The organism is Streptomyces sp. NPDC004031 (genome assembly GCF_053604375.1).
Window position 1 is genome coordinate 48,678 of sequence record NZ_JBSGHL010000008.1, and the last position, 15,025, is coordinate 63,702.

At 72.8% G+C, this 15,025-nt stretch carries 10 protein-coding genes; 7 read left to right on the forward strand and 3 right to left on the reverse strand.

Going from position 1 to position 15,025, the window contains the following annotated elements; genetic code table 11:
• Positions 1-81: 81 nt before the first annotated feature.
• Together ACWERV_RS06975 and ACWERV_RS06980 are read right to left on the reverse strand one after the other, a co-directional pair.
• Positions 82-1,821, reverse strand: coding sequence for a TIGR03767 family metallophosphoesterase (locus tag ACWERV_RS06975; RefSeq protein WP_452929759.1), 1,740 nt, complete (start codon positions 1,819-1,821; stop codon positions 82-84).
• A gap of 415 nt (positions 1,822-2,236) precedes the next feature.
• Positions 2,237-5,200 (reverse strand): glycoside hydrolase family 3 C-terminal domain-containing protein, encoded by a 2,964-nt coding sequence (locus ACWERV_RS06980; RefSeq protein ID WP_452929762.1) that lies wholly within the window; start codon positions 5,198-5,200, stop codon positions 2,237-2,239.
• A 532-nt stretch (positions 5,201-5,732) separates the two neighbouring features.
• Here ACWERV_RS06980 and ACWERV_RS06985 point away from each other — a divergent pair.
• The 7 genes from ACWERV_RS06985 to ACWERV_RS07015 all read left to right on the forward strand — a co-directional run bounded on the left by ACWERV_RS06985 (position 5,733) and on the right by ACWERV_RS07015 (position 14,053).
• On the forward strand, positions 5,733-7,430 hold the full coding sequence (locus ACWERV_RS06985) for an ABC transporter substrate-binding protein (protein ID WP_452929765.1): 1,698 nt from the start codon (positions 5,733-5,735) through the stop codon (positions 7,428-7,430).
• A gap of 13 nt (positions 7,431-7,443) precedes the next feature.
• On the forward strand, positions 7,444-8,496 hold the full coding sequence (locus ACWERV_RS06990; RefSeq protein WP_452929767.1) for an ABC transporter permease: 1,053 nt from the start codon (positions 7,444-7,446) through the stop codon (positions 8,494-8,496).
• Positions 8,493-9,443, forward strand: a complete 951-nt coding sequence (locus tag ACWERV_RS06995) for a carbohydrate ABC transporter permease (RefSeq protein ID WP_452929769.1) — start codon at positions 8,493-8,495, stop codon at positions 9,441-9,443. Before ACWERV_RS06990 ends, ACWERV_RS06995 begins: the two co-directional genes overlap by 4 nt.
• 116 nt (positions 9,444-9,559) lie before the next feature.
• The gene (locus tag ACWERV_RS07000; protein WP_452929772.1) at positions 9,560-10,570 is read left to right on the forward strand and encodes a LacI family DNA-binding transcriptional regulator; all 1,011 of its coding nucleotides are present in this window, start codon (positions 9,560-9,562) and stop codon (positions 10,568-10,570) included.
• Positions 10,571-10,662: 92 nt separating this feature from the next.
• Entirely contained in the window at positions 10,663-12,684 is a 2,022-nt protein-coding gene (locus ACWERV_RS07005) for a beta-galactosidase (protein ID WP_452929775.1), read from the forward strand.
• Positions 12,685-12,788: 104 nt separating this feature from the next.
• Positions 12,789-13,106, forward strand: coding sequence for a putative quinol monooxygenase (locus ACWERV_RS07010; RefSeq protein ID WP_452929779.1), 318 nt, complete (start codon positions 12,789-12,791; stop codon positions 13,104-13,106).
• Between the two features lie 74 nt (positions 13,107-13,180).
• Positions 13,181-14,053 carry an LLM class flavin-dependent oxidoreductase gene (locus tag ACWERV_RS07015; protein WP_452929782.1) on the forward strand — a complete coding sequence of 291 codons (873 nt, stop codon included), beginning with the start codon at positions 13,181-13,183 and terminating at the stop codon, positions 14,051-14,053.
• A gap of 12 nt (positions 14,054-14,065) precedes the next feature.
• Here ACWERV_RS07015 and ACWERV_RS07020 read toward each other — a convergent pair whose 3' ends face one another.
• Positions 14,066-14,965 carry a helix-turn-helix transcriptional regulator gene (locus tag ACWERV_RS07020; protein WP_452929785.1) on the reverse strand — a complete coding sequence of 300 codons (900 nt, stop codon included), beginning with the start codon at positions 14,963-14,965 and terminating at the stop codon, positions 14,066-14,068.
• Between the last annotated feature and the right edge of the window lie 60 nt (positions 14,966-15,025).

Genomic DNA, 15,025 nt, shown 5'->3' on the forward strand with positions numbered 1-15,025 from the left:
CCCAGCCGCAGGCGAGCCTACCCCCGTGATCCCGGCGGGGGCCATGGCGGAACCCCCGCCGGGATCACGTCGGTGCGCTGCTCAGGCGCCCGGACGGGCCAGCAGCAGTTCGGTGTTGTGGTCGCCGGCGGCGCCGATCTTGTCGGCGGGCGTGGCGTAGGGGTCGTTGTAGGACAGCTCGCGGTAGAGCGCCGCGAGGCCGCGCTCGGAGGTGTCGCCGAAGTCGGTCGCGTAGGGCGCGGCGGATTCGATGAGGGTGGTGAAGAGCGACAGCGTCCCGTCGCCGTTGTCGGCCACCTCGATGACCCGGGCGTGCTGCGGGAAGTCCACGTGCGAGGCGGTGTTGATCTCCCAGAAGGACCGCTCGGCCACGGCGTGCGCGTGCGGGGTGATCTGGTTCGCGTGCGTGTGCCCGTTCACCCACGCCAGGACGTTGGGGTAGCGCTGGAGCAGCGCCACCAACTCCGCACCGCTGTGCCGGGCTTCGAAGAGGTTGTACGGGTCGGGCAGCGTGTTGCCCATCGTCGTGCTCGTGTGGTGGCTGAAGACCAGCACGTACTGGTCCTGCGAGCCGCGCCGCACCACGTTGCCGTCGCTGTCGTACCAGTGCGTGCTGGTGGCCTGGAGCACCGACTCCAGCCACTTCAGCTGCGCGGTGCCGATCGAACCGTCCGCCCAGCCCGCCCGGTTGGTGGTGTCCAGGCTGACGCCGAGCACACCGGGGGCGACGGGGAAGGTGTAGTAGAGCTTGCCGCTGTCGGCCGCGGACTGCGTGAAGCCGTGCCCGTACGGACCCGAGCCGGTGTAGGCCGAGTTGAGGTGCGCGGCCGCGAACTGCTTGGGCGTGAAGGGCGCCCGGCGCGCGTCCGGGGTGACCTTGCGGACCGGGCCGGTCGCGAGCAGCGTGGCCAGCAGCGTCACGGCGGCCGCCGGGTCGTGCTGGATGGCGTCCGCGAGCTTGGCGGCGGTCGCGGAGTCCAGGCCCTCGATCTTGTTGCCGCCCGTGTAGAGGGAGCCCAGCAGCCCGAGGTCCGGCAGGGTGCCCTCGATGCTGTCGTCGTGGTTGCCGACCGTCGTGTACCAGGGCGCGCGCAGGCCCGTCGCGGTGAACGGGCGGCCCGCCGCGCTCAGGAAGCCGGGGACCTGCGGGAAGCCCTTCGTCTTGTAGTCGTCCCGGAAGGACGACTCCGGGTTCCAGTAGTTCGACGACCCGGAGTTCTGCACGCCCTCGTAGCGGCCGGTGTCACCGGTGGACGGGGTGATCGTGCCGCCGCTCATCACCGACAGGTACCAGTCGAGCTCGACGAGCTCGTGGTTGTCGGTGTTGTCGCCCGTCGCCATCACCAGCGAGAAGGGCTGCCCCGTGTACGGGCCGCCGGCCAGCGCGTTCACCCGGTCCACGAGCGAGGACGCGCCGCGTACGGTCAGGGTCTCGTGCGGGCGGTGCGCCGAGTCGATGAAGGGCGCGAGGTACTCGAACCGCACCGGGGACTCGGTGTCCGCCAGGTGCAGGTCGGTGAACTGCACGAAGGAGGCGAGGCCGGTACGGCGGTCGTCGCGGCCCGCGGCGCCCGCGGCCAGCTCCGTCCGCACCACGAGCGGCCAGCCGGGGCCGGCCCCCAGCCGCACGTACGGGCCCGTGCCCGCGGGCGTCGCGACCTGCTCCAGCGTGGTCCCCGCCACCCGCACGGCCCGCGCGGCGGTCGTCGCCAGCGCGCGGTCGTACGCGGCGGCGGACGCGTACGGGCTGTCCGCGAGGCTCAGCCCCGCGGCGACCGCCGCGGCACCACCGAGGAACGTGCGCCTGCTGTAAGAGGCCATGCCGAACTCTCCTGACGCGGTCGGGGATCCGTCCTCACCCATCCCGCCTACCGGCGGGTAATCTCCGTGCGCCAGCATCATGGCACTCCCTGGCCATGACGTGAACACGTCCTAACCAGGCGCCGTCGTTTTCCCCCCACCCCGGGTGAGCGACGCTGCGGCTGCGCCGCCGGGCACCCCCCAGGGGCGCGGGGAACTGCGCGAGCAACCCACCACCGGCCGGTGGTCCGGAGCGGACCGAACTGCCCCTTTCGGACGGTGACGACCCGCGCCCCGGTGGGGGCTTGTCGCGCAGTTCCCCGCGCCCCTAAAAACGCTCGCCCGGCGCGGCACGCGCAGCCCGAAAACGGGTCCCCGCGCGGCACGCGCAGCCCAAAACGGGTCCCCCGCGCGGTAGCGCGCAGGGTCCGAGGGGCTAGCCCTCGAACGTGAAGGACCTCACGCAGGCCGGGCCGCGCACCGTGAGGGTGAGGTCGTGGACGCCCGACGTCTCGGGCAGGTCGAGGGAGACGGAGGTCCAGTCGTACCGGGATCCGGTCACCGGGATCGGCACGCTCCCGAGGAGCGAGCCGGACGCCCGGACGTCCAGCGCGGCCTCGCCGGAGGCAAGCGCGACCTCCGCGCTGAAGCGCCGGGCCCCGCCCAGGTCCGCGGCGCGGTAGAGGAGTTCGGCCTCCCCCGCCGACGCCACCGCGTCCCCCGCGGAGCGGCTCGCGTCGACGAGCCGCGCCCCCTCGTGGTCGTCGTAGTCCACCGCGGCGACGCGGCGCCCGACGACGGTACGGGGTGCGGGCGCGGGCCCGCCGACGGTGAGCGGCGCGGTCAGCGGGAGCACCCCCGCCGACCGCCCCGCGAGGACCTCGTACGTGCCGGGTTCGACGGCGAAGCCGCCTTCCCGCACGGACCAGTGCGCGAGCACCTCCGCCGCGGCCAGCGGGAAGTCCAGCCTCGCGGATTCGCCGGGGGCCAGCCGCGCCTTGCGGTACGCGGCGAGTGTGAGCAGCGGCGCCTGGTAGGTCTCGGCGGCGGTCGCCCGTACGTACAGCTGCACGGTCTCGACGCCGTCGCGCGTACCGGTGTTGGTGACGGTGACGCTCGCGGTGAAGGTGCCGTCCTGGGCGACGGCGTCCGCCGGGACGCTGAGGTCGGAGAGGGTGAAGTCGGTGTAGGACAGGCCGTGTCCGAAGGGGTGGAGCGGCGCGGCCCGGTGGTACTGGTAGGTCCAGCCCGCCTTGATGATGTCGTAGTCCAGCCGTCCGGGCAGCGGGTCGTCGGCGCGGTACCAGGTCTGCGGGAGGCGGCCGGCGGGGTCGGCGTCGCCGAGGAGGACGGCGGCGAGCGCGTGCCCGGTCTCCTGCCCGGCGTGCGAGGTCCACAGCGCGGCGGGGACGCTGTCCTCGGCGCGGTCCACGGCGTACGGGTAGCTGCTCATGACGACGAGCACGGTCTCGGGGCGGACGGCGGCGACGGCGGCCAGCAGCCGTTCCTGCGTGGGCGGGAGGGTGATCCCGGCGCGGTCTACGGTCTCGCGGCCGTTGATGATGGGGTCGTTGCCGAGGACGACGACGGCGACGTCCGCCCGCGCGGCCGCCTCGACGGCCTGTGCGACGCCGTCCCGGACGACGGTGAGGGTGAACTGCTCGGCGTCCTCGACCCGTTCTGCGGTCATGGCGACCGCCCCGGTGGCGGCGTCCACGACCGCGTACCGCCCGCCGAGGACCGCGCGGAGCGCCAACGCGCCGCCGTCACCGACGGGTTCGAGCCGGAAGGTCTCGTGCACGTCCCACCCGGCGGGCTGCACACGGTCGGCGGCGAGCGAGGCGTCCGCGTCGACGAGCCCGGCGTAGCGTCCGGTGCGCACGTTGCGCAGGGTGAGCACGCCGAGGTCCCAGTCGAAGAGGTCGAAGAGGGCGCCCTCCGGACGAGCCCCGTCGTCATCGTTTCCGGCGGATGCCGCCGACAGCCGCGCGTCGTCCCCGTAGGCGCCGAGCAGCCCGCCCGTCGAGGCGGCCCGCAGCACCACACGGTCGACGCCCTCGATCGTCTCGGTGCTGCCGCCGACCGCCTCGACGGCCTCGCGCAGCCCGTCCGCGGCGGTCACGCGGTACGGCATCGTGCCGGCGTACCAGTCCTCGAAGAGGCTGTCCGCGAGCGGCCCGAGGACGGCGACGCGCCTGCCGTCCGCGGCGAGCGGCAGCAGCGGGCCCGAACCGCCGCCCACCGCCTCGTTCTTGAGCAGCACGACCGCCTCCGTCGCGGCCCGCAGCGCGAGCGCGCGGTGCTCGGCGGAGTCGACGACGGACCAGGGGGTGTCCGCGTACGGGCCGCCGTCCGGGTCGAACTCGCCGAGGCGGAAGCGGATCGACAGCTGGCGGCGTACCGCCCGGTCGATGTCGGCGGCGGTGAGCAGTCCGCGCTCCACGGCGTCGGTGACGCGGGCGACGGTCACGGAGGAGTCGTCGGCGTGGTCGGTGAAGCTGTCGATGCCGGCGCGCAGCGCGGCCGCGTGCGAGACGGCGTGGTCGTCGAAGTAGTGCTCGTCCTCGACGAGGTTGGACGGCGCCTCGGCGTCGCTGACGACGTACAGCTCCCGCCCGGTCGGCTCCGCCCACCGCCGCAGCTCGCTCTCCAGCAGCGGGGTGACGTGGCAGGGGCGGCCGTTGACGAGGTTGTACGCGGCCATGACGCCGGTCGCGGAGCCTTCGGCGACGGCCTGCCGGAAGGCCGCGAGGTCGTACTCGTGCAGCACCCGCGGGCGCACGCCGGAGGAGGTGGTGGTGCGGTCGTCCTCGTTGTTGTAGGCGAGGAAGTGCTTGAGGACGGGGGCGGTGCGCAGCCGCTGCGGGTCGTCGCCGGCCAGGCCGCGGCAAAAGGCGTGGCCGAGCCGCGCGGACAGCAGCGGGTCCTCGGAGTAGCCCTCCTCGTTGCGGCCCCAGCGCGGGTCGCGCAGCAGGTTCACGACGGGCGCCCAGGTCTGGAGGCTGATGCGGCCCTCGCCGAGGGCGGGGGCGCGGTGGTGGTGGTAGGCGCGCACCTCGGTCGCGGTGGCGGTGGCGATCTCGTGCAGCAGGTCGTCGTCCCAGGTGGCGCCGAGGCCGACGGCCTGCGGGAAGACGGTCGCGGTGCCGAGCCAGGCGACGCCGTGCAGTGCCTCGGTGCCGGTGCGGAAGGCGCCGACGCCCAGCCGCGGGACGCCGGGGGCGTACTGGTGCAGCATCGCGATGCGTTCGGCGGCCGTGAGCCGGCCGAGCAGGTCCTCGACCCGCTCGGCGAGCGGCAACGCCGGGTCGCGGAAGGGCAGTTGCCGCACGGCGGGGTCCACGGGCGGGTCCGCGGGCGGCTCGGCGGGCAGCTCGGCGGGCACGGAGACGGTACTCACAGCGGAAAACCCCTTGCGAAGTGCGGCGTTGGGCCGCGACTGGAGGAGGACAGGGCAGGCCGTACGGGGGCGTGCGGGTGCGGACGGCACCGGGACGTCAAAGGGACAGCGGCAGCGGGGAGCGTGCGTCCTGGGCGGCTCCGGGACGGGCGGGCCGCCGGGCGTCGCGAACGCGCCCGGCGGCTCGCGGACACACACCCGAGGTGAAACGCTTCGACGCTGACATGCGGGCCGGTGCCGTGTCAACCATGTCACGAGGAATGATCACCAAGCGCCAGGAAACCCGTTACTGTGCCCGGTTCACCGGCTCTGACCAGCTCAGATCGTCCTGACGTGGGCGAAGAGGCGAACGCCGAAAAGTTTGTGCGCAACTACTTGTCGAACGTGTAGGCCGTCGTTACTCTCACCGCAACGTCGAAGCGCTTCGATTGATGCGGACGGCATCCCCTCTCGCTTGCGACGCCCAGGATTTCTCCCACCTGCCTTGCACGACGCTCGTCACGGAACCTCTCAGGCGAAGGGCCGCCCCATCATGAGCATCGAGTTGAACCGCAGATCCTTTGTGAACGGCGCGGTCGCCGTCGCCGGAACCGCCGCGCTGTCCCCGCTGCTCGCCGCGTGCGGCGGCGGTGGCAAGAACAGCGAGACCAAGCGCAAGGGCGGTACGAACACCAAGAAGGGCGCCGCCGCGGCCCTTCCGGCGTACGTGCCGAGCACCGCCGTGCAGGCCGACATCCCCTCGGTGACCGGCGCCGCCGGGGCGGTCACCGACCCCGGCTTCCTCAAGTACCCGTCCAGCCCGGCGAAGTCGGTCGCCAACAAGCCCGGCGCGGGCGGCACGTACACCACGCTGACCCCGCTGTGGGGCACCATCCCGTCGGCGGGCAACTCCTTCTACAAGGCCATGAACGAGGCGCTGGGCGCCACGCTCACGATGAAGCCCGCCAACGGCGTCACGTACGACACGACGATCACCACGCTCACGGCCGCGAACAAGCTGCCCGACTGGGTGCAGATGCCGGGCTGGTGGAATTCCACCTTCAAGGTCGGCGAGTTGTGCGGCACCCAGCTGGCGGACCTCACGCCCTACCTCGCGGGCGACAAGGTCAAGAAGTACCCGAACCTGGCGGCGCTGCCGACCGGCGCGTGGACGGCCGGCATGTGGCAGGACAAGCTGTACGGCATACCGAGCTTCTCCACCGGTTTCGGCCTGCCCGGCCAGTTCTACTACCGGGCCGACGTCTTCGAGGCCAAGGGCATCAACCCCGACGACGTGAAGTCCGCCGACGACTTCATGAGCCTCGGCAAGGAACTCACCGACGCCAAGGGCAACGTGTGGGCCTTCGACGACGTGTGGGCCTACATGTTCCAGATCTTCGACTTCTCGCAGAAGTTCACCGTCACCGACGGCAAGCTGGTGCACAAGTACGAGCAGCCCGAGCTGCTGGAGGCGCTCAACTGGTGCTACAAGCTCGCCAAGTCGGGCTACATGCACCCCGACGCGCTGGCGGGCAACAACAACGACGCCAAGACCCGCTTCTACGCGGGCAAGGCCCTCATCAACGGTGACGGCACGGGCGCCTGGAACGGGGCCGACGCGCAGGCCGGTGTCGCGGCCGACAAGAACTTCCGGCGGGGCTCGTTCAAGCCCTTCTCGGCGGACGGCAGCAAGGCGCCGCGGCTGTTCCTCAGCGCCTCGGCGGGCGAGTTCAGCTACCTCAACGCCAAGCTCAAGCCCGCGCAGATCGAGGAGTGCCTGCGGATCGCCGACTACCTGGCGGCGCCGTACGGCACGGTCGAGTACCAGCTGGTCAACTTCGGCGTCGAGGGCACCGACTTCACGATGGGCTCCAACGGCCCGACGCCCACCAAGTCGGGCCTGGCCGACGTCCAGGCGCAGACGTACCCCTTCCTCGCGACGGGGGTCAACGTCATCAACAACCCGGACTTCCCGCAGGTCACCAAGGACCGCTGCGCCTGGAACGCGGAGGCGGCCAAGTACGCCTACAAGCCGGTGTTCTGGAACATGAACATCACCGTGCCGCAGCGCTACGCCACCGCCGACGCCGGGCAGGCCGTCGAGGACACCATCAAGGACGTCTACCACGGCATCAAGCCGGTCTCGGCCTTCCAGGACGCGGTCAGCACCTGGAAGGGCAGCGGCGGCGGCGACGCGATGGTCGCCTGGTACCAGGCGAACGTCCTCGACAAGCTCGGCACGGGCCAGTAAGGGGAATCGGACCATGGCCTCGACCGTCGCCGACCAGGGCGAGGACGAACAGCAGCACCCGGGCGACGGTCCCGAGGGCGGCGCAGCCGGGAAGCCCTCCCGGCGCGCCGCCCGGCGGCAGGCCCGGCAGGCCCTCGCGGCCCTGCCCGACCAGAACCGGCTCACCTGGCGGATCCGGCTGCGCCGCGACAAGTCGCTGATCCTGATGACGCTGCCGGCCATCGCGCTGCTGCTCGTCTTCAACTACCTGCCGCTCTTCGGCACCGTGACCGCCTTCCAGTACTACGACCCGCTGGACGGCATCAGGAACAGCGAGTGGGTCGGGCTGTACCAGTTCCGCCAGCTCTTCGGCGACCCGCTGTTCTGGCACGCGCTGGAGAACACCCTCTACATCAGCGCCGTGCAGCTCCTGCTGTTCTTCCCGATCCCGATCCTGCTGGCGCTGCTGCTCAACTCCGTCCTCAACTCCCGCCTGCGGTCGGTCATCCAGGCCATCACCTTCCTGCCGCACTTCTACTCGTGGGTGCTCGTCGTCACGCTCTTCCAGCAGATGCTGGGCGGCGCGGGCCTGCTCAACCACTTCCTGCGCCAGCACGACCTGGGCACCTGGGACGTGATGACCAACCCGCACACCTTCTCCCTGCTGGTGACCTCGCAGGTGGTGTGGAAGGACGCGGGCTGGGGCATCATCGTCTTCCTCGCCGCCCTGTCGGCCATCGACCAGAACCTGTACGAGGCGGCCGCGTCCGACGGCGCGGGCCGCTGGCGGCGGATGTGGCACATCACGCTGCCCGGCATGCGCAGCGTCATCGTGCTGATGCTCGTGCTGCGGCTCGGCAACACGCTCTCGGTCGGCTTCGAGCAGCTACTCGTCCAGCGCTTCGCCGTGGGCCACGACGCCGCCGACGTCCTCGACACCTTCTCCTTCTACTACGGCATCGGGACCCAGAACTACAGCTACGGCGCTGCCGCGGGCATCTTCAAGAGCGTCATCTCGCTGCTGCTGATCTGGGGTGCCAACAAGCTGGCCCACCGCTTCGGCGAGGACGGACTGTACCGGAAATGACGACTCTGACCGCACCCCCCGCGCGGGTGCCCGCCCGTCGGCGCAACCCGAACCGCCCCGCGTGGGAGGAGCCGCCGTCCGCCGCCGGCCAGGGCGCCAAGGGGCTCACGCTCGGCGCCGTGGTGCTGCTCATCCTGCTGCCGCTGTACTGCGTGATCCTCACCAGCTTCTCCACGCCCGGCGCGATCAACCGGGCCGGCGGCCTGGTCATCGTCCCCGACGGGCTCACGCTGGACGCGTACACCACGATGCTCAGCGACGGCACGGTGCGCCGCTCGCTGTTCGTCACGCTGGGCATCACGGTCGTCGGCACCGCGATCTCGATGGCCGTGTCGATCCTGTGCGCGTACGGGCTGTCCCGCGCGCGCTCCCTCGGCCACCGCTTCCTGCTGCTCCTGCTCGTCGTCACGATGTTCGTCAACGGCGGCCTGATCCCGACCTTCCTGGTCATCAACGGACTCGGCGGACTCGGGCAGTACTGGGCGCTGATCCTGCCCAGCGCGGTGAGCGTCTTCAACATCCTGGTGCTGCGCAGCTTCTACTCCAACACCGCGGGCGAACTCATCGACGCGGCCCGCATGGACGGCGCCAACGAGTGGCGCATCCTGTGGTCGGTCGTGCTGCCCACCTCCCGCGCGGTGACGGCCGTCATCTCCCTTTTCTACGCGGTCGGTTACTGGAACACCTTCTTCAACGCCATGCTCTACATGCCGGCCGACAACCAGAAGTGGCCGCTGCAGATGGTGCTGTACGAATACGTCAACCGGGGTATGAACATGCCGGGTCAGGTGAACAGCGGCTTCGGCGTCGCCGGCCACTCGCAGACGGCCCCGCTGTCCCTCCAGATGGCCGTCGTCGTCCTCACCCTGCTCCCCATCACCATCGTCTTCCCGTTCATGCAGAAGCACTTCGCGAAGGGCATGCTCACCGGCGCGATCAAGGGCTGACGCCGCCCCACCCCAGACAGGGCCGGTCCCGCACGCCCATCCCCCGCTGCGTGACGGGACCGGCCCCCGGGCGACACCATGGACAACCAGCGGCACGACACGAAGGGTTCACCAGCATGGTGACTTTGGCCGAGGTGGCCAAGCACGCGGGCGTCTCCGCGAGCACCGTCAGCTATGTCCTCAGCGGCAAGCGCTCCATCTCGACCCCGACCAGGGAGCGCGTGGAGAAGGCGATCAGCGACCTGGGGTACCACCCCAACGCGGGCGCCCGCGCGCTGGCCGGGAAACGCTCGCACATCATCGCGCTCGTCGTGCCGCTGCGCACCGACGTCTACGTGCCGGTCATGATGGAGATAGCGATCTCCGTGACCGTCGCGGCCCGCAGCTTCGGCTACGACGTGCTGCTGATCACCAACGACGAGGGCCCGGAGGGGCTGCGCCGGGTGGCCGCGAGCGGGCTCGCCGACGGGGTGATCCTGATGGACGTCGAACTCGACGACGCCCGCATCCCCGTGCTGCGCGAGACCGGAACGCACGCCGCGCTCATCGGACTTCCCGCCGACACCACCGGACTGGCCTGCGTGGACCACGACTTCGCGGACGCGGGCGCGCTGTGCGCCGAGCACCTCGCCGACCTCGGCCACCAGGACATCGCCTTCATCGGCTACGCCCCCGCCGTCTACCAGCGGCACGCCGGTTACGCCGAGCGCACCCTCAGCGGCTTCCGCGCGCGCGCCGCCGAACGCGGACTGCGGGTGCTGCACCGCCCGTGCGAGGGCAGTTACGAGTCCACGGCGGGCGCGCTGTCCCGGATCCTCGCCGACCGCCCCGCCACCACGGGCTTCGTGGTGCAGAACGAGGGCGCGATCGGCCCGCTGCTGAGCCTGCTGCGCACCAGCGGCCGGGTCGTGCCCGAGGACGCGTCGGTGGTGGCGCTGTGCCCCGAGCCGCTGGCCGAGCAGTATTCGCCGCGGCTCACCGCGGTGACCGGACCCGCCCACGAACTCGGACGGCGGGCCGTGCAGTTGGTGATGAACCGGCTGGACGACCGGCCCACCGCCGAGGTCAGCCTGCTCACCCCGGTGCTCACCCCGCGCGAGAGCACGGGCCCCGCGCCGGTGCGCTGAACCCTTCCCGCTCGCCCTCCACCGTCCCCGAAAGGCTTCGCCATGCCCGCTTTCCGTGCGCAACCCGCCTCTGAGGCAAGGCAGTCGGCGTCATGAGCGGGGCCACCGACGGTGTCGTGCGGCGGCTCGGCGGACGGCTCGCCTTCGGCGGGGACTACAACCCCGAGCAGTGGGACGAGGCCGTGTGGAAGGAGGACGACCTCCTGATGCGCTGGGCGCACGTCAACCTCGTCACGGTCGGCGTCTTCTCCTGGGCGCTGCTCGAACCCGAGGAGCGCCGCTACGACTTCGCATGGCTCGACGCGCACCTGGACCGCCTGCACGCGGGCGGCGTCGCCGTGGACCTCGCCACGCCCACCGCCTCGCCCCCGCCGTGGTTCACCCTCGCGCACCCCGACGCGATGCCCGTCACCGCCGAGGGCGTACGCCTCACACACGGCAGCCGGGACACCTACTGCCTGGCCGCGCCCGCCTACCGGCAGGCCTGCGTGCGAATCGCGGACGCGCTCGCGCGGCGCTACGGCGACCATCCGGCCGTCGCGATGTGGCACGTCCACAACGAGTACGCGACGTTGTGCCACTGCGACCACGCCGCCGCGGCCTTCCGGGTCTGGCTGCGCGCCCGGCACGGCACCCTCGACGCGGTCAACGACGCCTGGGGAACGGCCTTCTGGAGCCAGCGCTACGGCTCCTGGGAGCAGATCCTGCCGCCGCGCGCCACCCAGTGGCACCGCAACCCCGGACTCGCCCTGGACTACCGCCGGTTCTGGTCCGACCTCGCGCTCGACGCCTACCGCGAGCAGCGCGACGCGATCCGCGCGCACACCACGCCCGACCGTCCCGTCACCACCAACCTGATGCTGCCCGGCTACCAGGTGCTGGACCTGTGGGCGTTCGGCCGCGAGGTGGACGTCGTCGGCATCGACCACTACCCCGCCGCGCCCGGCCTCGACGCCGCCGCCGACACCGCCTTCGGCGCCGACCGCGCCCGCTCCTTCGGCGGCGGCAAGCCGTGGCTGCTGATCGAGCAGGGCGCCAACACCGTCTACACCGCCGACCGCACGCTGCCGAAGGAACCGGGCGAGCTGCTGCGGCACTCCCTCGCGCACATCGCCCGCGGCTCGGAGGGCACGCTCTTCTTCCAGTGGCGCCAGTCCCGCGCCGGGGCCGAGATCTGGCACTCCGCGATGGTCCCGCACGCCGGGCCCGACTCCCGGGTCTTCCGCGAGGTCACCGACACGGGCGCGGTGGTCGCCCGGCTCGGCGAACTGGCCGGCTCGGTCGTACGGCCGCGGGCCGCCGTGCTGCACGACTCCGACTGCTGGTGGGCGCTCGACGGGCAGGGCCTGCCCTCCGCGTCGCTGGACTACCACCGCGAACTGCGCCGCGCCCACCGCGCGTTGTGGGACGCCGGGATCACCGCGGACCTCGCCCACCCCGCCGACCCCGACCTCGGCCGCTACGAACTCCTGATCGCCCCCGCCCTGTTCCTGCTCTCCGACGCCGACGCCGAACGCCTGCGGGCGTACGTCCACGGCGGCGGCACGCTCCTCGTCCAGCACTTCGCGGGCGTCGTCGACGAACGCCACCACGCCCGGCTCGGCGGCTACCCCGCGGAGCCGCTGCGCGTCGCGCTCGGCGTACGGGTCGAGGAGCACCGCCCGCTCGCCGCCGACACGGTGGCCGCCCTGTCCGACGGCTCGCACGCCACCGAGTGGAGCGAGCTGCTGCGCCTCACCGACCCGGCCGAGGCCGTCGCCTCCTACACCGAGGGCGCGCTCGCGGGCGCACCCGCCCTGGCCCGCCACGCCTACGGCTCCGGCGCCGCCTGGTACGCCTCCACCCGCCTCGACGACCCGTCCTACACGGCCCTGATCGCCCGCCTGCTCACCGAGTCCGGTGTCCGCCCCGAGATCCCCGTCCCGCCGGGAGTCGAGGCGATCCGCCGCCACGCCCCCTCCGGCGACCGCAGCTGGCTCTTCCTGATCAACCACACGGCCGCCCCCGTCACCGTCCCCGCCACGGGCCACGACCTCCTCACCGCCCGCACCATCCCCGCCGCCGGACTCACCCTCCCCCCGGGCCGCTCGGCCGTCCTCCGCGACCACCCCTGACCGGCCGGCGCACCGCCCCGCCCCACGCCGGGACGGTGCGCCGGTCCCCCGCGGCGTGACCCGCCTCGAAGCGGTCGCCGGCATTCTCTGGCTAGGGTGAGGGGATGGACGCGCATGTGCTTGTCGTTGCCACGATGGTCTGCGAGCCGGAGGACGCCGACGGATTCGCACGGATCCTGGGCGAGTTCGGGGCGGCGTGCCGGGAGGAGGACGGGTGCCTGTCGTTCGAGGTGCTGCGGTCCGAGGAGACGCCCGGCCGGTTCGTGAGCATCGAACGGTACGCGGACGAGGCCGCGTTCGCGGCGCACCGCGCGTCGGAGCACTTCCGGGAGGTCGGGATGGGGCGGGTCATGCCGCTCACCACGGAGCGGGACGTGCAGCTGTACGTGCCCGCGGGGGACGTCACGCCCGCGGCGGGGTGAGCCGGGGCGCGGCCCTTGAGGTCGGGACCGGTGGGGGCGTTGATCGCCGGTGGAGACGGACGTAGGTTCCCTGCATGACGAACGTACGTGTCGGCGTGATGTACGACCGCGAGTGGGATCCGGCCGGGCTCGCCGGCTTCGCGCGGCAGGCGGAGGAGACCGGGCTCGACGACCTGTGGGTCGTGGAGGACCTGGGGTGGAACGGCGGTGTGTCCGCCGCCGCGATCGCGCTCGGGGCGACGACACGGATCCGGGTCGGGATCGGGATCGCGCCCGCGCCGCTGCGCAGCCCCGCCCTGCTGGCGATGGAACTGGCCACGCTGGAACGGGCGTTCCCGGGTCGGCTGGTCGCCGGGGTCGGGCACGGTGTGCCGGGCTGGATGACGCAGGTCGGTGCCGCCCCGCGGTCGCCGCTGGCGATGCTGGACGAGACGATCACGGCGGTGCGGGCACTGCTGCGCGGCGAGAAGGTCGAGCTGGACGGGCGCGAGGTGCGGCTCGACGGGGTGCGGCTGGTGCATCCGCCGGAGGTGGCGCCGCCGGTCGTCGCCGGGGTGGTGCGGCCGCGCTCGCTGGAGCTGGCCGGGAGGGTCGCGGACGGCACGCTGCTCGCCGAGGGCCACGGCCCGGACGACGTCCGTACGGCCCTGGAGCTGGCCCGCAAGGGCGGCGCCGGGGACGGCTTCGGCGTCACCGTGTACGCGGCGGGCGCGGTGGGCGACGACCCGGACCGCGCGGCGGCCGCGCTGCGCGTCTTCCTGGAGGACCACGCCTCCTGGCTGGGCCGCACCCCGGACGAGCTGTTCTCCGTCTCCGGTACGGCCGCGCAAGCCGCGGCGCGCGTGGTGGAGTTGGCGGACGCCGGCGCGGACACCGTCGTCGTCCGCGTCTTCGGCCCCGAACCGCTGCGCCAGCTGGCGGCGCTGCTGGCGGCCCGGGAGGGCTAGCCCGCGCGGGCCCTACGCCCCGATCGCCCGTACGTTGTCGGCCCCGCGCAGTCCGCCGCGGTCCGACAGCAGGCGGCGCAGGCCGCGTTCGGTGGCGGGGTCCGCCGGGGTGACGGCCACCAGGTAGTGCTCGGAGCCGTCGCACGTGGCCAGCACGTCGTAGCGGACGGACAGTTCGCCCACCACCGCGTGCCGCAGGCGCTTTGTGCCGTGGCTGCGGGTGCGGACCGTGTGGTCGTCCCACCAGGCGGCGAACTCCGGGCTCACGGAGTGCAGTTCGGCCACCAGCGCGCGCAGGCGCGGGTCGTCGGGGTGGCGGGCGGACTGGGCCCGCAGGTTGCCGACCGTCTCGCGGGCCACGCGCTGCCAGTCGAGCTGGGCGGCGCGCAGCCGCGAGCCCGGGGCGAAGAGCAGCCAGGCGGTGTTGGCAGCGGCGCCCGTGCCGAAGTCCTCGCCGAAGAGGGCGGAGGCGGCGGCGTTCCACGCCAGGACGTCCATCCGGAAGTCGACGACGTACGCGGGCCACAGCGGCATGCCGTCCAGCAGGATCCGCAGCGAGTCGGCGACGGGCACGGGCGCGTACGCGATCGGCGGCGCCTCGCCCCGCGCGACCAGGTGCAGGTGCTGGCGCTCGCTCGGTGTCAGCCGCAGGGCCCCGGCCACGGCGTCCAGCACGGCGGTGCCGGGGACGCCCACCCGGCCCTGCTCCAGCCGGATGTACCAGTCGATGCTGACGGCGGCGAGCTGCGCGACCTCCTGCCGCCGCAGTCCGGGGGTGCGGCGCCGTCCGGCGTCCGGCAGGCCCACGTCCCGCGGGACGAGCCGGGCGCGCATAGCCCGCAGGAACTCCGCCAGTTCGGGGCGCCGCGGCCCGCCGCCCCGCCCCTGCCCGCGCTCCGCCGTGCCGTTCATGCGGCCCATGATCGGCGCCGCCGCGCCCCACCGTCCACCGGGATACGCCCGGGAGCCTGG